The sequence below is a fragment of the Vibrio rarus genome, assembly GCF_024347075.1.
GTDB lineage: Bacteria > Pseudomonadota > Gammaproteobacteria > Enterobacterales > Vibrionaceae > Vibrio > Vibrio rarus.
On sequence record NZ_AP024900.1, the window covers coordinates 2,279,101 to 2,301,703 of the forward strand.

A 22,603-nucleotide genomic window follows, 5' to 3' on the forward strand; every position below is an offset into this window, starting at 1 on the left:
CCTAACAGGCTAATTGGGTATGTCCGTCACCTCAGTTTACAAAGTTGTAAACTAAGAGAAAACTAATTCCATTTAGGCTGTGAGCCATACAACAAATCGACGCATCTTATCTCAGATTTTGTCTAGTGTTGTTAATAAATTGCGATAAATATCACCCCTAATGTAAATAAGCTATTGCCAACACTAGGAGTGATAAAAGCAGCTCTTACGAGCTGCTTTAGATTGTTACATTACTAAACGACGAATATCGCTTAAGCACTGGTTCAAGAAGGTAATGAAACGTGCACCTTCTGCACCATCAATCACTCGGTGATCGTAAGATAGAGACAATGGAAGCATTAGGCGAGGAACAAATTCACTGCCGTTCCAAACTGGCTTCATCTCAGACTTAGATACACCTAGAATACCCACTTCTGGAGCATTAACAATAGGAGTGAATGCAGTACCACCAATGCCACCTAGGCTAGAGATAGTGAAACAACCACCTTGCATGTCAGCTGCAGTAAGCTTACCTGAGCGTGCTTTCTTAGAAATAGCGGACAATTCTGCAGATAGCTCGTAGATACCTTTCTTGTTCACGTCTTTAAAGACAGGAACAACAAGACCGTTCGGTGTATCTACCGCGATACCTACGTTCACGTATTTCTTAAGAATGATGCTTTCGCCATCTTCAGAAAGAGATGAGTTAAATGCAGGGAACTCTTCTAGCGCTTTAGCTACGGCTTTCAAGATAAACACAAGTGGTGTGATCTTGATACCAGAGTCTTTCTTCGCTTCAAAAGCGTTCTGTTCTTTACGGAACTTCTCAACTTCAGTGATATCGGCATTATCCCACTGTGTAACATGCGGGATCATTACCCAGTTACGGTGCAGGTTAGCGCCAGAAATTTTCTTAATTTTAGACAGTTTCTGGATTTCAGTTTCACCAAACTTGCTAAAGTCCACTTTTGGCCAAGGTAGTAGACCAAGTGCACTGCCGTCGCCTTTACCCGATGCAGCCGCACCAGACTCTAGACGTTTAAGGGCATCTTTAACAAACGTTTGCACGTCTTCTTTTAGAATGCGGTTCTTACGGCCTGTACCTTTAACTTTAGAAAGGTTAACACCGAACTCGCGAGCAAGACGACGAACAACAGGAGAAGCATGAGTATACTCGTGGTTCTCTTGGAAATCGTTCGCAGCAGGCGCGGCTTCTGCTTTAGCGGCAGGCGCTGATACTGGAGCGGCAACAGGTGCTGCGGCTTGAGCAACAGGCGCTACTGGCGCTGAACCACCAGCAGTTTCAAATACCATGATTAAAGAACCCGTAGTTACTGAATCCCCTTCAGCAATCTTGATTTCTTTAACTGTACCTGCAAATGGTGCTGGAACTTCCATTGAAGCTTTATCACCTTCAACAGTAATTAGAGATTGCTCTTCTTCTACTGCATCGCCAACTTTAACCATGATTTCAGTAACTTCTACTTCATCACCGCCAATATCTGGTACGTTCACGTCTTGCACTGCAGAAGCGGTTGCAACAGGTGCTGCCGCTACTGGAGCCGCGGCTACTGGAGCTGACGCACCAGTTTCAAAGACCATAATAAGAGAGCCAGTAGAAACAGAGTCGCCAGAAGCCACTTTGATTTCTTTCACCGTACCAGCAAATGGTGCTGGTACTTCCATAGACGCTTTGTCGCCTTCTACAGTAAGAAGAGATTGTTCTTCTTCTACTGTATCGCCAATAGCAACCATGATTTCAGTCACTTCGACTTCGTCACCACCAATGTCTGGTACGTGAACTTCTTTCAATTCAGATGCGCCTGCAGGAGCTGCAACAGGTGCTGCTTCAACCGCTGGAGCTACTGGTGCTTGCGCCGCACCAGCTTCTTCGAAAATCATGATTAAAGAACCCGTAGAAACTGAATCACCTTCAGCCACTTTGATTTCTTTAACAATACCCGCTTGAGATGCAGGAACTTCCATTGAAGCCTTGTCGCCTTCAACAGTGATCAGTGACTGCTCTTCTTCAACTTTGTCGCCAACGTTAACTAGAATCTCAGTTACTTCAACCTCATCAGCACCGATATCGGGTACATTAATTTCGATTGTCATTGTTTTTTTCCTTACTAAATGGAAGTCTTATGCAAATTGCGGGTTAGTTTTTTCAGTGTCGATATTGAATTTAGCAATGGCTTCAACCACGACAGACTTATCAACATCACCACGCTTAGCCAGTTCACTCAATGCAGCAACAACTACGTAGCCAGCATTAACTTCGAAGTGACGACGTAGGTTGTCACGGCTATCAGAACGACCGAAACCATCAGTACCCAGTACTTTATATGACTCAGCAGGAACGTAAGCACGTACTTGCTCAGCGTAGTTCTTCATGTAATCCGTAGCTGCGATTGCAGGCGCATCACTTAGAACCGTTGTAATGTAAGGTACTTTCGCTTCCGCTTCAGGGTGAAGCATGTTGTCACGCTCAATGTTTTGACCATCACGAGTCAATTCATTGAAAGAAGTCACAGAGAATACATCTGACGCTACGCCATACTCTGCACTTAGGATTTCAGCGGCTTTACGAACTTCGTTCATAATTGTGCCTGAGCTCAATAGTTGAACTTTACCTTTCGCGCCTTCATGAGACTCTAGCTTGTAAATACCTTTACGAATGCCTTCTTCAGCGCCTTCTGGCATTGCTGGCATTGCGTAGTTTTCGTTCATTACGGTTAGGTAGTAGTAAACATTCTCTTGCTCAGGACCGTACATGCGACGAATACCGTCTTGCATGATAACCGCTAGCTCATAAGCGAATGTTGGGTCATAAGAAACACAGTTAGGAATGATGTTCGCTTGAATGTGCGAATGACCATCTTCGTGCTGTAGACCTTCACCGTTAAGTGTTGTACGACCGGCTGTAGCACCCAGTAGGAAGCCACGAGCTTGTTGGTCACCTGCTAACCATGCCATGTCACCAATACGTTGGAAACCAAACATTGAGTAGTAGATGTAGAATGGGATCATTGGCAGGTTGTTGGTGCTGTATGACGTTGCAGCAGCAACCCAAGACGCCATTGAACCGAGTTCGTTGATACCTTCTTGAAGAACTTGACCAGACGTTGCTTCTTTGTAATAAGAAACGATGCCTTTATCTTCAGGTGTGTACTCTTGGCCGTGTGGGTTGTAAATACCGATTTGACGGAATAGACCTTCCATACCAAATGTACGCGCTTCATCACAGATGATTGGCACAATGTTCTTACCGATATTTTTGTTTTTCAACAAAATGTTCAAAGTACGAACGTAAGCCATTGTTGTTGAGATTTCACGCTTTTGAGCACCCAGTAGAGGAGCAAACTCTTCCAGTTCTGGTACTTTAAATTCTTGAGTGAATTTAGGCAGACGCGCTGGAGTGTAACCATGTAGAGCGTTACGACGAGCATGCATGTATTCATACTCAGGCGTGCCTTCTTCTAGTTTCAAGTAAGGCAGTTCGCTGACTTTCTCGTCAGAAAGAATGTCTTGCAGGCCTAGACGGTCACGAAGATGTTGAACATGAGTCATGTCCATTTTCTTCACGCCGTGGGCAATGTTTTTACCTTCAGCCGCATCACCCATGCCGTAACCTTTAACGGTTTTAGCTAGGATTACTGTCGGCTTGCCACCGGTTTCTTTTGCATTGTTAAACGCTGCAAACAGTTTAGATGAATCATGACCACCACGCTTAAGAGCGAAGATTTCGTCATCAGTCATATCGGCAACAAGTGCTGCTGTTTCAGGGTATTTACCAAAGAAGTGCTCACGTACATAGGCGCCATCTTTAGATTTGAATGTTTGGTAGTCGCCATCGATAGTTTCGTTCATTAGTTGAAGAAGCTTACCAGTGGTGTCTTTTGCTAGTAGTGAATCCCAGTTGCTACCCCAGATAACTTTAACAACGTTCCAACCTGCGCCTTTAAATAGGCCTTCAAGTTCTTGAATGATGCTACCGTTACCCATTACAGGGCCATCTAGACGCTGCAAGTTACAGTTGATTAGGAAACATAGGTTGTCCAGTTTTTCACGAGCAGCAAAAGAGATTGCACCGCGTGATTCTGGCTCATCCATCTCACCGTCACCTAGGAAAGCGTATACGCGTTGTGCTGACGTTTCTTTCAGACCGCGACCTTCAAGGTATTTAAGGAAACGTGCTTGATAAATAGCAGAGATAGGACCTAGACCCATAGAAACGGTTGGGAACTGCCAGAATTCAGGCATCAACTTAGGGTGTGGGTAAGAAGGGATACCTTTACCGTCTACTTCTTGACGGAAGTTATCGAGTTGCTCTTCAGTTAAGCGACCTTCAACGAATGCGCGAGAGTAGATTCCTGGAGAAATATGACCTTGATAATAAACCAGATCGCCACCGTCCGTCTCATTTGGAGCGCGGAAGAAGTGGTTGAAACAGACTTCGTAGAATGCGGCTGCAGACTGGTAAGAAGCCATGTGACCACCAAGGTCTAGGTCTTTCTTAGAAGCACGCAATACAATCATGATTGCGTTCCAACGAATGATTGAGCGAATACGACGCTCAAGTGTTACATCACCAGGGTAAGCAGGCTCTTGCGCTGCTGGAATGGTATTGATGTAATTTGTGTTAATGCCAGTTGGCATGTCAACACCGTCTAAACGCGCCTTATCTAGAACTTGTTCTAGTAAGAATTGTGCACGTTCTACACCTTCTTCACGTACTACTGACTCAAGGGCTTCTAACCAATCTTGAGTTTCCAGAGCATCAACGTCATGCTTCTTATCAGACATTGCGAACTATCCTTTTTTATTAAGTTAGGTCAACTACTAGGGTGTTATACCCTAAGCAAAAGCTTACTGTTTATTCTGTTGAATTCGACGTAATGAACGAGCTCTTCTATCTTGCTCTTGCGTCAAACTCGACAATGTTTCATCTATAAATGCTAAATGAGTTTCCGACATTTCACGGGCTCGGTGTGGCTCTCTCGATGTAATGGCCTCAACGATATCCGCTCTGTGCTCATTTAGCTTTTGTATTACGTCTTCACGGCTGTGTAGCAGCATCAAATTTTGTGACACATTCTTTTGCAGCAGTGGAGATAAGCTACGAACAATGTGCAGCAATACAACATTGTGTGACGCCTCAGCAATAGCAATCAAAAATTCCATGATCGCTTCGGCTTCACTTTCAACATCGCCACTATCCACCGTGACACTCATTGCTTTTTGGCATTGAGTAATACGCTGAAAATCTTCTTTTGTTCCTCTTAACGCTGCAAAATAGGCTGAAATCCCCTCAAGGGCATGTCGCGTTTCAAGTAAATCTCTTTGCGTATCAGCATGATTCGCAAGCAGGTTCAAAAGAGGATCGGCTAAATTAGAAGACAAACTCTCACAAACAAAAGTTCCCCCACCTTGACGACGAGTTAGCAATCCTTTGGCTTCTAACCTTTGGATTGCCTCACGTACAGACGGCCGAGAAACATCAAACTGCTTAGCTAATTCTCTCTCTGCCGGTAATTTTTGGCCTGGAGATAAGATCCCATCCAAAATCAATATTTCCAACTCTCTTTCTATCACATCGGATAATTTAGGTTGGCGAATGCTTTGAAAAGAAACTTTTTGCATCTAAATCTCTGCTTCCTGCTCGGTGTAAATTGGTATTACCAATTTGAACTTGATGCGAAACTTAACATATGAAATCAATTTTTGTCTAGAAAAACTTGATTTAAATCATAAAACAAGGAGGTTGATAACATATTCTGGCTAAAAAAACGGCGTTTTGTAGGTGGATTGTTAAAAGATGTGTGCAGACACTCTCTCATCTACCCCTGACAATTTGTATGACAAATATATCGGGTATGCTCTATTTTGCAATCATCTTATGATATTTAGACCAATTAAAAGATAAACCGGGGTCGGTTTTACGTAGCGGGGCAATGTATTGATGGCCGGTAATACGCAACGGAGTTAACTGAGTGTATGTGCTAAGTAAATAGCGGGTCAGTTCGGCTAAGGCTAGATATTGAGCTTCGCTATAAGCGAGGCTATCGGTTCCCTCAAGCTCTATGCCAATGGAATAATCGTTGCACTTTTCTCTGCCAGCGAAACAAGATACGCCCGCATGCCAAGCGCGTTTTGCAAAAGGAACAAACTGCACCACTTCCCCATCACGCTTAATGAGACAATGAGCCGATACTCTCATGGCGCTGATACGCTCAAAAAAAGGATGAGCACTTGCCTGCAACTGACCTTGAAAGAAAGCCTCTATATTATTTTGCGTAAAATCCCCTGGTGGTAAAGAGATATTATGGATGACTAATAACGATATATCACTAGGATCAGGTCTGTCATCACAGTGAGGTGAGGGAACAACTTTGGCTAGTGAATACCATGATGATGAAGACATTTTTCTTACCTATGATCAATTATTGCTGAATTATAATTCAAGCCAGAGTATCATTCAGCACAAATCAAGTTTAGACAATATAGTGAAAGTTTTGGATATGACAAATACCCACGACAGCGACGCTCGTTTAGCGTACCTAAAGCAGCAATTACCCTATGAGGTTTCTCGCGCCGTAGAGGACACTCTTAAAGAAGATCTTGGTGGCACACTAGATGCATCGGTCGATATCACCGCTAATTTAATCGCAGAGGACACCCAGGGAACCGCAACCATCATCACCCGTGAACACGGCGTGTTTTGTGGACAAATGTGGGCAGATGAAGTGTTTAAACAGTTAGGTAGACAAGTCACTATAAAGTGGCATGTGCAAGACGGTGATACCGTTGAACCAAACCAAACACTATGCACATTAACAGGCTCTGCGCGCACTCTCCTTACCGGTGAACGTAATGCGATGAACTTCATCCAAACGTTATCAGGTTGCGCCACTGTGGTTGCTGAGTATGTCAGCAAAATTGACGGCACTGGCTGTAAGTTGCTTGATACTCGTAAAACTATCCCATGCTTACGTAGTGCCCTAAAGTATGCCGTTGCCTGTGGTGGTGGCTTTAATCACCGCATTGGGGTATTTGATGCTTATCTCATTAAAGAGAATCACATTATTGCTTGTGGTGGTATTGAACGCGCCATTTCTACGGCAAAGGCACTCTCTCCAGGTAAACCGGTTGAAGTAGAAACCGAAAGCATTGATGAACTGCGCAAAGCCATTGAGGCTGGTGCTGATATCATCATGTTAGATAACTTCACTCTAGATATGATGAGAGAGGCAGTCGCAATTAATAACGGTCGCGCGGTACTGGAAAACTCTGGTAACGTCACCTTAGAAACGATTCGCCCAATGGCGGAAACTGGGGTGGATTTTATCTCCGTCGGCGCCTTAACTAAGCACCTTAAAGCCTTAGACTTATCTATGCGCTTTAAGTAAGCACTTAGCACGAAATAACTCGGCCAGCATTGCTGGCCTTTTTTTTGTCTCATTAAAAATATCATTACTAATCACACTAAGTAAGTGATCAGAAATAGCGCAGGAAAAATGATCGAAAACAATGCTCGAAAACAAGGCGGGATTTTTCGATAAGTCGTTATTCTACAATCAAACACTCTAACGCAGTTATCGAGTTTTTTAACACGCTAGAATGACCCGTTATTTAGTACGATGAGTATAAGTATGAGAAAGTGTTTGAGCTAATGCTGAGTGCGTCGCGCTATGTATGCCTGTTTCTTTCATCTTTTATTTATGCGGTGCGATCCGGTTGCCAAGCCACTGACTCAAGACTTCTCTTTCCCTCTACAACGTCTAGTTTTACTGCCACCAGCAATCACTCGCAAAGGCAATAAACCACTATGAAACACTCAACAAAAGGCTTTACCTTAATCGAATTAATGATCGTTGTAGCCATCATTGGCGTGCTCTCCGCCATTGCTGTACCCATGTATAAAGACTATATAAAAAAATCCGAATTAGCTTCTGCCACCTCAACCTTACGAGGATTGTTAACCAAAGCGGAGTTATTTTATTTAGATAATGGCTCTTTCCCTAGTAACTTAAGTGATATTAATACCGTCTCCAGTGCGGCGGGAACACTTGGAGAAATTGCGATTAGTGGAGACAGCCTGCAATTTAACTTTGATAGCTCTGGTAGTTCGTTAAATGGAGCTTCCATTTCCTTTACTCGTGATGTTGATAACGGTTGGAGTTGTACTGTGAGTGGCGCAGTTGGCATCGATCCCCCTAAAGGTTGTCAGTGAGTCTCCTCTAATGAGCCACCCACTTCTGGCCTCCTTAGTGCCTACTTTGCTGTCGAAAACGACAGCAGAGCAACTTTTACAGACGGACAGTCTATCCACCGAGCAATTATTATGTCGCGTCTCTCAGCTAAGCGAGTGCCCACTTCCTCACATAGCTGAGGTGCTCGCCCTTAATCATCAACTCAGCTATCTCTCCACCCCTTGGCAACAGTGCCATGTTGCAAAAGTGATGGCCATTATCAAAGAGCTGCACCTAGAGCACTGGGTAGTCGAGCACCCTATTTTACCCATAAGCTTGCAACATCAGCCTCAGCAGTTGCAATTAGTCAGCTATGATCCTAGCCTGAAATCCGTTGCCTTAGAGTTGCAATTTCATCACAACCTCACCACGCAACTCATGCTCACCGACCTTGAGCAGTTTCAATCCTTTTATCAGCAAATATTAAACCTGTTACGAAGTGAGTCTCTCACTACTAACGCCTTAAATCTTCTGCCAGAAATCATGCAGCAAAGCCTACAAAGTGAGGCGTCAGATATTCATATTGAAGCCGAACGAGATAGCGCCCGTGTACGCATGCGCTGTGATGGTTTACTGGTCACTTTACTGACCATTTCGCTTGCTGAGGTTAAAGCTCTGATAAGCCAAATAAAAATTAATGCGGATCTTGATATAGCCGAGCAACGCCTGCCACAAGACGGCCGCATGAAATACCCAGTGTCAGACGATAAAGAGATCGAGTTACGAGTCTCTACCCTCCCAACTTTGTGGGGAGAGAAAATGGTGATGCGATTGGCTAAAGAACAGCAGGCTCTACCGCAACTGAGCGAGTTAGGTTTACAACAAGCTCAACTTCATTGCCTGCGGCAAGCGTTACATCAACCCCAAGGGTTAATCCTAGTTACTGGCCCTACGGGCAGTGGTAAAACCATTACTCTCTACTCATGCCTTAATCAACTCACCTGTGACACCATTAATATCTGCACAGTAGAAGATCCCGTTGAAATTCATTTGCCTGGATTGAATCAGATACAAATTAATGCCGGCATAGGGCTCAGTTTTGCTAAAAGTTTACGTGCTCTATTACGCCAAGATCCTGATGTGATTATGTTAGGAGAGATCCGAGATAAAGAGACGGCACAAATGGCCATTCAAGCTGCGCAAACGGGGCACTTGGTTCTATCCACTTTGCATACTAATTCGGCTTTTGATGCTTTAGAGCGTCTCTATCAATTAGGTATTGAACAGACGGATCTGCAAAGCAGTTTGCGTCTTGTGCTGGCTCAACGTTTATTAAGAAAAACATGCCCGCACTGCCAGCAACAACCGATAAAGCAAGCTTGCTATCAATGCCATAACGGCTATAAAGGAAGAGTTGGGGTTTTTGAGCTATTGCCTGTCAACCGAGACCTGCTACACCAAGCTAAACAACCGACTTACAGCCGCCAACAAATACAAGATTTCCTAATAGACAAACACGATCTACGCCTTGCGGCAAGCAGCCTATTGCAAAACAAAATCACCACCCTTGATGAGGTGCAACGAGTACTAGGTTATGAATAAACTTCGTTTGTACTATTGGCTTGGAGTGCAACACTCTGGACAAAAAACAACAGGCCGTACACTGGCCTACTCATCGGAGCAACTTGGCAGAGTGTTGCAGTTAAAAGAGATACGCCTTCTCAAGTTCGTCCCTAAACCCGTTCCATCATTAATGAGTGTTAAGCACAGTGTGCGCACACTCCATATTACTGTTTTTACTCAGCAGCTAGCTTTAATGCTTGATTCAGGGTTGCCCATTGCCGTGGCGATGACACAGTTACAACAAGGCAACCCACGCCAAGGGATCACCGCCCTTATGGAAGAGATCAGCTTTCAAGTTCAGCAAGGTAAATCGTTATCATCGGTCATGCACGATTTTACCTATTTTGACCCTCTGTATTTGCAATTTGTGCGGGTTGGCGAAGCAAACGGCGATCTGGCTAAGGCTCTAAACTTCTGTGCGCAACATAGAGAGAAAAACAGCAAACTGCTTAAGCAGGTAAAATCTGCCATGATCTACCCTGTCTCTGTCATCATTATTGCCGGTATAGTTATGGCGGTGATGCTGATTTTTGTCATTCCGCAGTTCTCTAGTCTGTTTAGCAGTTTTGGAGCAAACCTCCCTGCCATCACCCAGTTCACCCTCGATGCCTCTTTACTCTTACAGCGCTATGCGGGACATATTCTGCTGACAATAGTTGCCGTTGTAGCGGCCTTTCGCCTCGCCCTAAAGTCTGCTTCTTTTCGTTATCAAGTCTCGCGAAAAGTGTTGGCTACTCCCATACTAGGCTCATGTATTTTATCTGGCGAACTGGCCCGTTTTAATTTGCTACTGAGTAATGGCATTCAAGCGGGCCTCCCCCTTGTTTTATGCTTAGATAATGCCACTGCGGCGGTCAATAACACTTATTTAAAAACGCAATTAGCTCATATTAATCCACAAATTCGTCAAGGTAGTACTTTGTACTCTGCGCTAAAACGCATCTCGTGTATTCCCTCCTTAATGCTAAAAATGCTTAGCATTGGCGAAGTCACTGGGACACTGGCAATAATTACCGACAAACTCGCCACGCAATTTGAACTAGAGGTCGATGAAGCTACCGAGAAACTGGGGCAATGCATTGAGCCGATAATGATCGTTTTTCTAGGATTGCTGGTAGGAGGGTTGGTTTTATCTATGTATTTGCCTATTTTTACTCTGATGAGCGAGGTTGGTTAGCCATATCACTAGGATTAAGATAAACATGCGTACCAAGTTGCGATAACATAACAGAACCATCATCCTTAATTGTGGGCGCAGAATGCTCGATTTTTATTTTACATATTATCCAATGCTGTTTCCGATATTGGTCACCATACTTGGATTGATCATTGGTAGCTTTCTCAACGTGGTCATTTATCGCCTTCCTGTCATCATGGAAAGAGAATGGCAAAAAGAGTTTGCTGAAGCCTACCCTGAGTTAAAATTAAATGTCCCTACCGATGTTTTTAATCTCAGCCTGCCTCGTTCTCGCTGCCCTAAATGTCAAACACAAATCAAAGCAATAGATAACATCCCGGTTTTAGGCTGGCTTAATTTACGAGGCCGTTGCCGAAGCTGTAGCTGTAAAATCAGCCCCAGATACCCACTTATCGAACTGCTATCAGGCACCTTGTGTTTAGTGATAGCCCTCTATTTTCAGCCGGGTCTCTACGCCATAGCACTACTTGGCTTTACTTGGGTACTGTTGTGCGCCACCTTCATAGATCTCGACACTATGTTGTTACCAGACAGTTTAACCTTACCTCTTATGTGGGCAGGCTTGGCTTTGTCTGTACTTGGTATTAGCCCTATCTCACTGCAAGATGCCATCATAGGCGCCATGGCAGGTTACCTCTCTTTGTGGAGCGTCTATTGGTTGTTCAAATTGCTTACTGGCAAAGAAGGAATGGGCTATGGCGACTTTAAATTATTGGCCGCACTGGGTGCTTGGCTTGGCTGGCAATCATTACCATTAATTATTTTATTATCATCCCTAGTCGGTCTAGTCTTTGGGGTGATACAGCTAAGACTAAAAAAACAAGGCATTGAAAAGGCCTTTCCCTTTGGCCCTTATTTAGCCATCGCAGGTTGGGTGTACCTTATTGTCGGCAATGATATTGTGCGCTGGTATTTAAGTCGCTATATCGGAGGCTACTAATGACACTGATTATCGGCCTCACCGGAGGTATTGGTAGCGGAAAAACTACCGTAGCCAATCATTTTCATGACAATTACCACATTGATATCGTAGATGCTGATCTGGTTGCAAGAGAAGTGGTTGCAGTGGGTAGTCTTGGGCTAAAGGCCATCGCCGATAAATTTGGGGCGGGGGTTTTACACAATGACGGAACGCTGAACCGAGTCACTCTACGAGAGTTGCTGTTTGCCGACAGCAGTAATAAACAGTGGATTGATAACTTGTTGCATCCAATGATACGCCAAAGAATGCAACAGCAACTCACACAAGTGCGTTCTCCCTACTGTCTGCTGGTGATTCCTCTTATGGTGGAAAATAATCTGCAGTCTATGGCTGACCGAGTCTTAGTCGTCGATGTTTCTCCTACGACGCAGATCGAGCGGACCTTACACAGGGATGGCGTATCGGAAAATCAGGTGCGAGCCATACTTAAAGTGCAAGCAAGTCGAGAACAAAGGCTCGCTATTGCCGATGATATTATTAGCAATGATGATGAAAGTCAGGATTTAGAAGAAAAAATTGCTCACTTACATCGTAAATATCTAGCTTTATGCGACTGATTTCTGGGAGAATAACCAATATGTCTAAAGCCGGATTCATTACATGATAACCCAAAGATATGAACACCCACTGAATGAAAAAACCAGAACCTATCTGCGTATCGAAAGTCTGATTCGTCAGGCGCAGCACTGTGCAACCTTTTCCGATACCCAGCACTATCAAGTTCTTTTTCGTTCATTGTTCGATCTTTTAGATATCTTCGACCAAATTCAGCTCAAACCTGAATTACTAAAAGATCTCGATAAACTAAAGCTGACATACCGCCATTGGCTTAATGTTCCTGGAGTGGACCAAAAACGCTTACAAGGACTGTTAAATGAGATCGCTTTAGTGCATACCGAGGTACTGAAAGCGCAACGGTTCGGTACTAAACTCAAAGAAGATAACTTCCTATCATCGATTCGACAGCGCTTTAACTTGCCCGGTGGAGCCTGTTGCTTTGATCTTCCGGCTTTACATTACTGGCTACATCAGCCACTAGAGAAGCGCATGTCCCATGCGCAGCAATGGCTTACCTCTCTTGCACCACTCAATCACGCCTTGCAACAGTGGCTCAACCTCACCCGAAATTCAGCCCAGTTTACGCCTAAAATTGCCCGTAATGGCTTTTACCAAAGTGATGCCGACGAAGCTAACATACTCAGACTGCATTTTGCCCATGATTATGGCGTATATCCTATGGTTTCAGGACATAAGAACCGTTTTGCGATAAAATTCATTCACTTTGATAGTGGCCAAGCCAGTACTCAAGACATAGAATTTGAACTGGCTATTTGTAGCTAGTTATATCATTAAGAGAAAGAAACATGACTAAAGTTACCATAGTACCCTGCCCGACCTGTGGCGCAGATGTGGAGTGGGGAGAGCAAAGCCCTAACCGCCCTTTTTGTAGTAAGAAGTGTCAAATGATCGATTTTGGCGACTGGGCCGACGAAGAAAACTCAATCCCTGGTGCACCAGATATGTCAGACTCTGATGGCTGGTCAGAAGACCCGTATTAATTAAAGAAAGAGGGTCGTGATTCTGAGATGATCCTCTCAACCCCAGCATGCCACACCTCAAGCAAGCGCACCCTCTAAGAATCCAAGCCCCCCGAATACCTAGGCTTTTACTAATAATAATCCACCCATCACACCTATTTAGGGTCTTTTAGCGCAGGAAATTTGTGCCTTCGCAAGGAGGAGACGCGCAGTGTGCACTCGCACATGAGCATCGACGACGCCGCGAAGGTGCAAATTAACCAAAAACCAATATAAGGCTTTTACCAATCATTGACCCCACCCTCGCCTCTATTTTGGGTCTTTTAGCGCAGGAAATTTGTGCCTTCGCAAGGAGGAGACGCGCAATGTGCACTCGCACATGAGCATCGACGACGCCGCGAAGGTGCAAATTAACCAAAAACCAATATAAGGCTTTTACCAATCATTGACCCCACCCTCGCCTCTATTTTGGGTCTTTTAGCGCAGGAAATTTGTGCTTTCGCAAGGAGGAGACGCGCAGTGTGCATTCGCACATGAGCATCGACGACGCCGCGAGGTGCAAATTAACCAAAAACCAATATAAGGCTTTTACCAATCATTTACCCCACCCTCGCCTCTATTTTGGGTCTTTTAGCGCAGGAAATTTGTGCCTTCGCAAGGAGGAGACGCGCAGTGTGCACTCGTACATGAGCATCGACGACGCCGCGAAGGTGCAAATTAACCAGCTAAAAGCCCAAAATAAAAACGGGAGCCGTTAATGGCTCCCGTCCTTTATGAGAAATGCAGGTTGTGCATTACTTCTTAGCAAGTTTCTCTTTAATACGAGCTGACTTACCAGAACGCTCACGTAGGTAGTACAACTTGGCACGACGTACTGCACCACGGCGTTTAACTTCAATGCTATCAACCATTGGAGAGTGAGTTTGGAATGCACGCTCAACGCCTTCACCGTTCGAGATTTTACGAACTGTAAATGCAGAGTGTAGACCACGGTTACGAATAGCGATTACAACGCCTTCGAATGCCTGTAGACGCTCACGGTCGCCCTCTTTAACTTTAACTTGAACTACTACAGTGTCACCAGGTGCGAATGTAGGTAGGTCTTGTTTCATTTGCTCTTGCTCAAGAGCGTTGATGATATTACTCATGTTTCTATACCCTAGAATAAACTGAATCTAAATTTAATAGGTTACTTACTGTCTTTATTCGTGCATTTTTGTTCATTCACGAACTCGGCAAGTAATTTTTCCTGTTCGTCAGTCAGAGCTAGGTTTCCCAGCATCTCAGGCCTTCTTAGCCAAGTACGGCCTAGCGATTGTTTTAACCGCCAGCGACGAATGTCCTTGTGATTTCCAGATTTTAGTACCGCAGGTACCTCTTCTCCATCCAACACTTCAGGACGCGTATAGTGGGGACAATCCAGTAATCCATTGGCAAAGGAATCTTCCTCTGCTGACGCAAAATCCCCTAGTACACCCGGTATAAACCGTGATACTGAGTCAATTAACGTCATGGCTGGCAGTTCACCACCTGTCATCACAAAATCCCCAATCGACCATTCTTCGTCAACTTCAGATTGTATGATGCGCTCATCTACCCCTTCGTAGCGACCACAAATGAGAAGCAAGTTCTCCGTTGTTGCCAACTCTTCTACCCCTTGCTGGTCGAGTTTACGACCTTGAGGGCTAAGATAGATAACCTTCGTCTTTCCAGGAGCCGCTTGTTTGGCAGTGTGAATAGCATCGCGCAAAGGCTGTACCATCATCAACATACCAGGGCCACCCCCGTAGGGTCTATCATCAACAGTGCGATGTTTGTCTTGTGTAAAATCGCGGGGATTCCACGTTTCTACAGACAAAAGACCTTTTTTTACCGCTTGACCTGTTACACCAAAATCAGTGACAGAGCGGAACATTTCTGGAAACAGGCTTATTATGCCAACCCACATAGTTCACTCTCTAATTTTGATTTAAAAGGCTGGATCCCAGTCAACTTCGATCCGTTGAGCTTCGCGATCAACTTTAATGATCACTTGCTCTTCAAGGAACGGAATTAATCGTTCCTTTTGGCCAAAAGCATCTTTCAAGTTAGCTTTCACTACCAAAACATCGTTTGAACCCGTCTCTAACATGTCAGTGACTTCGCCTAGATCGTAACCTTTTGTGGTAACAACCTTCATTCCAAACAATTCACGCCAGTAGAATTCTTCTTCTGACAGTTCAGGCAATGACGATGGGGCTACTGAGATTTCAAAGTTAGTCAACAGATGTGCGTCTTCACGTACATCAAGACCTTCCAGCTTACACACATAACCTTTGTTATGACGCTTCCAGCTTTCTACTTTGTGCTCAACCCATACCCCCTTTTGGTTCAAGAACCAAGGGCTATAACTGAAAATGTTTTCAGCATCGTCTGTAAAGGAATGAACTTTAAGCCAACCACGAATGCCATAAGTAGCGCCGAGCTTTCCTACGACAATTTTTTCGTTTTGTTCACTCATTCATTCTTTTCCTTACATCAAGAATTTGCTGATTAAGCCGCTTTTTGAGCGTCTTTAACTAGCTTAGCTACGCGGTCAGAAACTGTAGCACCTTGTGAAACCCAATGAGTTACACGGTCTAGGTCAATACGTAGACCTTCTTCTTGACCTTGAGCTGTAGGGTTGAAGAAACCTACTTTCTCAATGAAACGACCTGTAGCTGCGCGACGGCTGTCTGCTACTACGATTTGATAAAATGGACGCTTTTTAGCGCCGTGACGTGCCAAACGAATGGTAACCATGTCGTCCTCTTTGCTTTCTCAATAAAAAAATTAACCCCAAACGACTCTTTTAACGGAGTAATACGGGGTCTCGTGCCAAAATAAAGCTCGGGAATTTTACTCTTATTCCCAATCTTTGCAAGCGGTTTAGCTACTTTTTAGCCAAGTAATTCAATGTGAGGGAGTTAACAACTTAAAAATAAAAAGGCTCTATTTAATAATAGAGCCTTTTCCTATAGTGAAGTCCTAAGCGCTGTTAGGTTAAGTTTCACAGCGAACTAATCGCTATCGGCCGAATGGTCCACCCATTCCGCCCATACCACCACCCATGCCACCCATCATGCCTTGCATGTTGCGCATCATGCCGCGCATTCCACCTTTTTGCATTTTCTTCATCATCTTCTGCATTTGGGTGAATTGCTTAAGCAAACGGTTTACGTCTTGTACTTGTGTACCAGAACCTGCTGCAATACGTTTTTTGCGTGAACCTTTAATTAACTCTGGGCGCTTACGCTCTTTCATTGTCATAGAGCTAATAATGGCTTCCATCTGCTTAAACATTTTGTCATCGACTTTGTCTTTCACATTGTCAGGCAGATTACCCATACCCGGTAGTTTGCCCATCATGCCAGCCATACCGCCCATGTTTTGCATCTGGCCAAGTTGCTCGCGGAAATCTTCAAGGTCAAAGCCTTTCTTTTCCTTGAACTTCTTCGCCATTTTCTGTGCTTTATCAGTATCTACATTACGCTGTAGATCTTCGATAAGAGACAGAACATCCCCCATACCTAAGATACGAGAGGCAACACGGTCAGGGTGGAACGGTTCTAATGCATCCGTTTTTTCACCAACACCTAAGAATTTAATCGGTTTACCGGTAATGTGTTTAACCGATAGCGCAGCACCACCACGCGCGTCACCATCTACTTTCGTTAAGATGACACCGGTTAATGGCAATGTATCACCAAACGCTTTAGCGGTATTGGCCGCATCTTGACCTGTCATGGCGTCAACCACGAACAGCGTTTCTACTGGGTTAATGGCGCTATGAAGCTGCTGAATCTCAGCCATCATTTCTTCATCAACGGCAAGACGACCCGCGGTATCGACGATTAATACGTCGTAGAATTTCTTCTTCGCATGGTCAATGGCTGCATTAGCGATAGCAAGAGGTTTCTGATCTGCGCTAGATGGGAAGAAATCGACACCCACATCTTCTGCTAATGTTTGTAGCTGTTTGATCGCCGCCGGACGATACACATCGGCAGATACAACCAGTACTTTTTTCTTGTCTCGCTCAGATAAAAGCTTTGATAGCTTAGCAACACTGGTGGTTTTACCCGCACCTTGTAAACCCGCCATCAACACCACTGCAGGTGGTTGCGCTGCGAGGTTAAGTCCTTCGTTGGACTCCCCCATTACCACTTCTAGTTCAGACTGAACAATTTTAATGAACTCTTGGCCTGGCGTTAAAGATTTAGAAACCTCAACCCCTACCGCGCCTTCTTTTACGCGTTTGATAAAATCGCGTACCACAGGAAGGGCGACATCCGCCTCAAGAAGCGCCATACGTACTTCACGTAGCGTCTCTTTTATGTTGTCTTCGGTCAGACGACCTTTACCGCTGATGTTCTTCAGCGTCTTGGATAATCTTTCTGTTAAGTTATCAAACATCGTGCTCTCTTCGCGTTAAGTTGCGATTCATATCGTAAAGTATACCTCACAGGCTCTATTTACAAAACCATGCTAAATAAGTACATAGCCAGTAATGTGGTATTAGGTGTATAATTTTGTTTTAACCCTAAATACTAATGTCGACAAATATGAACGTTGTGGTTGTTATACTAGCCGTACTGCTATACCTAACGGCAACCTTTCTTATCTTGCCAGGGCTAATACGTCAGTCAGAGATAAACAAAAAAACAGTGTTAGGCATCACGTCTACTGCCTTGATTTTGCACTTTTCAACGCTGTTTGAAAGTATTTTTGCCCCTTATGGGCAAAATATGAGCATTCTTAATGTTGCATCCCTTGTTAGCTTCATTATTTCTCTGGTGCTCAGTTTAGCCATGTTCAAAACTCGACTTTGGTTTCTGCTCCCCATTGCTTTTGGTTTTTCATGTTTAAGTTTGATTGCTGCTGAGTTTATTCCGGGTACCTTTATTACTCACTTTGAGCACTCCCCCGGTTTAGTGGCTCATATCACTCTAGCGCTATTTGCTTATGCCACACTGATGATTGCAGCTTTATATGCTCTACAGTTGGCTTGGCTAGATTACAAACTGAAACAAAAAACCTCACAAGCCTTAAACCCTAACCTACCTCCATTAATGAAGGTTGAGCGCCAGCTTTTCAATATTATTTTAATAGGTAACAGCCTGCTCACCTTAACATTAATCAGCGGTCCATTATTTGTTGAAGATTTTTTCAGCAGTGGTAAAACACATAAAGCCTTGCTCTCTTTTATTGCTTGGTTAGTTTTCAATCTTTTGCTGTGGGGTCACTACAAACAAGGGTGGAGAGGAAAAAAAGTAACCTGGTTTTCAATTATAGGTGCTTTTATACTGACCTTAGCCTATTTTGGTAGCCGATTCATGCGAGAAGTCATACTCACATAATTGCTCCCCCCGTTTAGTTGACAGGTGTGGGTAAATCATTCATTAATTGAAATGCATAACATAAAAGGATTAATTTAATTTGGACGACATATCAACTGAGGTACTGTTTACCCTCCTTGCATGTCTTATCGTTATATCGGGCTATTTTTCAGGTTCAGAGACCGGCATGATGTCCTTGAACCGCTATCGATTAAAACACTTATCAAACCAAGGGCATAAAGGCGCTCGTCGTGTAGAAAAACTACTCACTCGTCCCGACCGTTTGATCGGACTTATCTTGATTGGCAACAACCTCGTCAACATTCTTGCATCGGCAATTGCAACCATCATAGGTATGCGCTTGTATGGGGATCTTGGGGTCGCTATTGCGACGGGTATTTTAACTTTAGTCGTGCTGGTTTTTGCCGAGGTCACGCCAAAAACACTGGCCGCTATATACCCAGAAAAAGTCTCCTACACCAGTAGTATTTTATTAAGAGTGTTAATGAAACTGCTGTCACCCTTAGTCATTTTGGTTAACTTTATTACCAATGGTTTCTTACGCTTACTCGGCATTAAGGGGATGACCAATAAAAACGATCATCTTAGCTCTGAAGAGTTACGCACTGTGGTTAATGAAGCGGGCAGCCTGATCCCAACTCGTCACCAAGATATGCTGGTGTCAATTTTGGATCTTGAAAATGTCACGGTAAACGACATCATGGTGCCAAGAAATGAGATTACCGGTATTGATATCAACGATGACTGGAAATCCATTGTCCGTCAGTTAACTCACTCCCCTCATGCTCGAGTGGTTTTATACCGTGACCAAATTGATGAAGTGGTCGGCATGGTTCGACTACGTGAAGCTTATCGTTTGATGTTAGAGAAGAATGAGTTTAATAAGCAAACTCTCTTAAAATCAGCCGACGAGGTGTACTTTATTCCTGAAGCGACACAACTCAATATGCAGTTGCTGAAATTCCAACGTAACAATGAACGTATTGGTCTTGTGGTCGATGAGTATGGTGACATTATTGGTTTGGTCACTCTAGAGGACATTCTGGAAGAAATTGTCGGAGAATTTACCACTTCGATGGCCCCGAGCTTGGCCGAAGAAATCACTCCACAATCGGATGGTAGCTACCTTATTGAAGGCAGTGCCAATATCCGAGATATAAATAAAGGACTGCAGTGGAATTTACCCACCGATGGCCCTCGAACCTTAAATGGGTTGATTTTGGAACATTTACAAGACATCCCTGAAACCAATGTCAGCATCACTGTTGCCAAGTATAATATGCAAGTGATTGATTTTTCAGAGAATAGAATCACTATGGTAAAAGTGTTCCCTACCGCTTAATGGATATAAAAAATCGCTCAGCCCTGTTAAGGACTGAGCGATTTTTATTTAGTGTGATTGGTATAAACTAAACTTGCAGTGTTTTTAGCATCTCTTCAGGAAGTGCTAGCTCATCATTTTTATTCACCGATACTCCCGCCTCTAAAATGGCTTTAGCAATGGCTTTAGCTTCATCGAGTGAGTGCATAGCGGCGGTACCACATTGGTACTCGTTAAGCTCAGGGATCTTATTTTGCCCTTCCACTTTAAGTACATCTTGCATAGATGCAATCCACGCACTTGCCACATCCGACTCTGATGGCGAACCAATGAGACTCATGTAAAAGCCAGTACGACATCCCATAGGAGAGATATCAATAATCTCTACAGATTGGCCGTTTAAATGGTTACGCATAAAACCGGCGTAAAGGTGCTCTAAAGTGTGGATACCCGTTTCTGAAAGGATGTCCTTATTGGGTTGTGTAAAACGAAGATCAAATACGGTAATGGTATCACCACTTGGCGTTTGCATTGTTTTGGCAACACGAACAGCAGGGGCGTGCATTTTGGTATGGTCAACGGTAAAACTATCTAATAGGGGCATAATTGATTCTCTAATGTTATTTCAGGTACGCAAAGTATTCTTTTAAGTATTGCTCAAAGCCTAGCGTATCGGCCGCTTCAATCTTCTGTTGCTTAACCACAGAATCGGACACTTCTTTATCCATGACCGCAGCAGAATACACACTGTACTGGTGTTGATTGTATTGCTCTTGATATTGGGTGCCCAAGTGCATGCCAAAGCGTCCATTTCCGCCAAGCTCTTTTACTTGTGCCAACATCTTACCTGATAACGTCAACTCAGGCTCATCAATCCACTGGCGCAGTTCATTGCACACATCTTGATAGTCATGTCCATTATTGGCTTCATCCATCACTTTCGCAATTTGTTCAAATTGGTCAAAAATGCGGTGTACCCATTGTTGCAAGGTCAGTTTTTCACCATCACAACCTATGGTTAAAGATACCCCCTTACGGCGACCTTCAGTGATAACTGAGTTCCAATTGTGTTTCCAGCAGTTGAGTTCACAGTCATCCATGGGTTCGGATTCACTCAGCGCACACCAAGTTAAAAAGACATCTAAAAAGCGGATTTGACGCTCACTGATGCCCACAGGAGTAAACGGATTCACATCAAGGGCACGTACTTCAATGTATTCGACACCATCACGCTCTAGGGCTTCTGATGGCTTCTCACCACTTTTAGCGACGCGTTTAGGTCGAATTGGCGCATAGAGTTCGTTTTCAATTTGTAGCACATTGCTATTGAGTTGCTTAAGTTGCCCCTCTTCTTCAATGCCAATTTTTGAAAAATTCTCAGAAGGTGTACGAATCGCTCGATTTAAACCTTGTAGATACTCTTCAACACTATTGAAGCTAATTTTAAGATCGCTTTGCTCACTATTAGTGTACCCCAGATCGCTGAGACGCAAAGAAGTCGCATACGGTAAATACAAAGAGCCGTTTAGGTTTTCAAACGGTAGCGAGGTTTCTCTTCCTTGCAAAAAGGTATGACAAATTGCCGGAGATGCACCAAAGAAATACGGGATTAACCAACCGAAGCGGTAATAGTTTCGAATGACGCCAAAATAAGCATCCGATTTAGCCGCTTGGCGTTGCGTATCATCTTGCTCACCAAACAAGCTATCCCAGAACGATTCTGGGAAAGAAAAGTTAAAATGCACCCCAGAAATGACCTGCATCAAACTACCATAACGGTGCTTCAAACCTTGACGGTACAAGGTTTTCATTCTGCCTGCGTTAGATGAGCCATATTGAGCCAAGGCAATATCATTTTCACTTTCGACAATGCAAGGCATGGAAAGTGGCCACAGCTGTTCATTCTCAAGCTTACTATGAGCGTAATAATGAATGTCCTGCAGTTGGGCAAGCAGTGTAGGAATATCGTTAGATACTGGAGTAATAAACTCCATCAGAGATTCAGAAAAATCTGTCGTAATCCATTTATGCGTTAAGGGAGAGCCCAAGCCTTGTGGATGTGGGGTTGTCGCTATATGGCCATTGGTTTTATAGCGAAGCGTTTCTCGCTCCACTCCACGTCCATATTGCGTAAACACCTGCTTATTTGCAGCTACCTGATTGAGGCGGTGAGAAAAAATAGTCAAAACAACATCACTTATATATTTAGAGAGCGTACTCTCAATAAACAGTCCTGCGCGAGTTATCCAGCACAGGACATAATAATACCAATCGTACTAAATAACGGGTCATTCTAGCTTGTTAAAACACTCGAAAAATTCTGCCTTGTTTTCGAGTGTTTTTCCTGCGCTATCCCTGATCACTTACTTAGTGTGATTGGTATAACTACCTA

General features: G+C 43.9%; 21 protein-coding genes. 10 read left to right on the forward strand and 11 right to left on the reverse strand.

All coding sequences use genetic code 11. From position 1 onward, the window contains the following. Window positions 1-225: 225 nt before the first annotated feature. From aceF to ampD, 4 genes are all read right to left on the reverse strand, one after another. Entirely contained in the window at window positions 226-2,094 is a 1,869-nt protein-coding gene (gene aceF, locus OCU56_RS10325; protein ID WP_261873149.1) for a pyruvate dehydrogenase complex dihydrolipoyllysine-residue acetyltransferase, read from the reverse strand. 27 nt (window positions 2,095-2,121) lie between these two features. Beyond that, entirely contained in the window at window positions 2,122-4,785 is a 2,664-nt protein-coding gene (gene aceE / locus OCU56_RS10330; RefSeq protein ID WP_261873150.1) for a pyruvate dehydrogenase (acetyl-transferring), homodimeric type, read from the reverse strand. A gap of 63 nt (window positions 4,786-4,848) precedes the next feature. Then, window positions 4,849-5,622, reverse strand: coding sequence for a pyruvate dehydrogenase complex transcriptional repressor PdhR (gene pdhR / locus OCU56_RS10335; protein WP_261873151.1), 774 nt, complete (start codon window positions 5,620-5,622; stop codon window positions 4,849-4,851). A gap of 238 nt (window positions 5,623-5,860) precedes the next feature. Next, window positions 5,861-6,403 (reverse strand): 1,6-anhydro-N-acetylmuramyl-L-alanine amidase AmpD, encoded by a 543-nt coding sequence (gene ampD / locus OCU56_RS10340; RefSeq protein WP_261873152.1) that lies wholly within the window; start codon window positions 6,401-6,403, stop codon window positions 5,861-5,863. 97 nt (window positions 6,404-6,500) lie between these two features. Here ampD and nadC point away from each other — a divergent pair, with 97 nt between their 5' ends. The 8 genes from nadC (at window position 6,501) to yacG (ending at window position 13,533) form a co-directional block, all read left to right on the forward strand. Further along, window positions 6,501-7,388 (forward strand): carboxylating nicotinate-nucleotide diphosphorylase, encoded by an 888-nt coding sequence (nadC, locus tag OCU56_RS10345; RefSeq protein ID WP_261873153.1) that lies wholly within the window; start codon window positions 6,501-6,503, stop codon window positions 7,386-7,388. A gap of 419 nt (window positions 7,389-7,807) precedes the next feature. Further along, window positions 7,808-8,212 carry a pilin gene (locus OCU56_RS10350; protein ID WP_261873154.1) on the forward strand — a complete coding sequence of 135 codons (405 nt, stop codon included), beginning with the start codon at window positions 7,808-7,810 and terminating at the stop codon, window positions 8,210-8,212. A 10-nt stretch (window positions 8,213-8,222) separates the two neighbouring features. Then, the gene (locus OCU56_RS10355) at window positions 8,223-9,773 is read left to right on the forward strand and encodes a GspE/PulE family protein (protein WP_261873155.1); all 1,551 of its coding nucleotides are present in this window, start codon (window positions 8,223-8,225) and stop codon (window positions 9,771-9,773) included. After that, complete coding sequence (locus OCU56_RS10360; protein WP_261873156.1) at window positions 9,766-10,971, forward strand: type II secretion system F family protein; 1,206 nt, start codon at window positions 9,766-9,768, stop codon at window positions 10,969-10,971. The genes OCU56_RS10355 and OCU56_RS10360 overlap by 8 nt, the downstream gene beginning before the upstream one ends. A gap of 82 nt (window positions 10,972-11,053) precedes the next feature. Continuing rightward, window positions 11,054-11,932, forward strand: coding sequence for a prepilin peptidase (locus OCU56_RS10365; protein WP_261873157.1), 879 nt, complete (start codon window positions 11,054-11,056; stop codon window positions 11,930-11,932). Continuing rightward, the gene (gene coaE / locus OCU56_RS10370; protein ID WP_261873158.1) at window positions 11,932-12,531 is read left to right on the forward strand and encodes a dephospho-CoA kinase; all 600 of its coding nucleotides are present in this window, start codon (window positions 11,932-11,934) and stop codon (window positions 12,529-12,531) included. The genes OCU56_RS10365 and coaE overlap by 1 nt, the downstream gene beginning before the upstream one ends. Window positions 12,532-12,574: 43 nt before the next feature. Continuing rightward, on the forward strand, window positions 12,575-13,315 hold the full coding sequence (zapD, locus tag OCU56_RS10375; RefSeq protein ID WP_261873159.1) for a cell division protein ZapD: 741 nt from the start codon (window positions 12,575-12,577) through the stop codon (window positions 13,313-13,315). A gap of 23 nt (window positions 13,316-13,338) precedes the next feature. Then, entirely contained in the window at window positions 13,339-13,533 is a 195-nt protein-coding gene (gene yacG, locus OCU56_RS10380; RefSeq protein ID WP_261873160.1) for a DNA gyrase inhibitor YacG, read from the forward strand. A gap of 773 nt (window positions 13,534-14,306) precedes the next feature. On the opposite strand, the gene rplS is transcribed toward yacG, so the two are convergent. From rplS to ffh, 5 genes are all read right to left on the reverse strand, one after another. After that, complete coding sequence (rplS, locus tag OCU56_RS10385; protein WP_261873161.1) at window positions 14,307-14,660, reverse strand: 50S ribosomal protein L19; 354 nt, start codon at window positions 14,658-14,660, stop codon at window positions 14,307-14,309. 41 nt (window positions 14,661-14,701) lie between these two features. After that, window positions 14,702-15,460 (reverse strand): tRNA (guanosine(37)-N1)-methyltransferase TrmD, encoded by a 759-nt coding sequence (gene trmD, locus OCU56_RS10390; protein WP_261873162.1) that lies wholly within the window; start codon window positions 15,458-15,460, stop codon window positions 14,702-14,704. A gap of 21 nt (window positions 15,461-15,481) precedes the next feature. Beyond that, window positions 15,482-16,012, reverse strand: a complete 531-nt coding sequence (gene rimM, locus OCU56_RS10395) for a ribosome maturation factor RimM (protein ID WP_261873163.1) — start codon at window positions 16,010-16,012, stop codon at window positions 15,482-15,484. Window positions 16,013-16,044: 32 nt separating this feature from the next. After that, a complete protein-coding gene (gene rpsP / locus OCU56_RS10400) occupies window positions 16,045-16,293 on the reverse strand; it encodes a 30S ribosomal protein S16 (protein ID WP_261873164.1) in 249 nt (82 codons plus the stop codon). Between the two features lie 264 nt (window positions 16,294-16,557). Beyond that, window positions 16,558-17,946: a signal recognition particle protein gene (gene ffh, locus OCU56_RS10405; RefSeq protein WP_261873165.1), complete on the reverse strand. Its 1,389-nt coding sequence runs from the start codon at window positions 17,944-17,946 to the stop codon at window positions 16,558-16,560. A gap of 149 nt (window positions 17,947-18,095) precedes the next feature. Here ffh and OCU56_RS10410 point away from each other — a divergent pair, with 149 nt between their 5' ends. Further along, window positions 18,096-18,890, forward strand: a complete 795-nt coding sequence (locus OCU56_RS10410; RefSeq protein ID WP_261873166.1) for a cytochrome C assembly family protein — start codon at window positions 18,096-18,098, stop codon at window positions 18,888-18,890. Between the two features lie 79 nt (window positions 18,891-18,969). Further along, the gene (locus OCU56_RS10415) at window positions 18,970-20,232 is read left to right on the forward strand and encodes an HlyC/CorC family transporter (RefSeq protein WP_261873167.1); all 1,263 of its coding nucleotides are present in this window, start codon (window positions 18,970-18,972) and stop codon (window positions 20,230-20,232) included. 67 nt (window positions 20,233-20,299) lie between these two features. Here the strand turns inward: OCU56_RS10415 and luxS are convergent, their stop codons facing one another. After that, window positions 20,300-20,815, reverse strand: coding sequence for an S-ribosylhomocysteine lyase (gene luxS, locus OCU56_RS10420; RefSeq protein WP_261873168.1), 516 nt, complete (start codon window positions 20,813-20,815; stop codon window positions 20,300-20,302). Between the two features lie 16 nt (window positions 20,816-20,831). Beyond that, window positions 20,832-22,397 (reverse strand): glutamate--cysteine ligase, encoded by a 1,566-nt coding sequence (gene gshA, locus OCU56_RS10425; protein ID WP_261873169.1) that lies wholly within the window; start codon window positions 22,395-22,397, stop codon window positions 20,832-20,834. Window positions 22,398-22,603 lie beyond the last annotated feature (206 nt).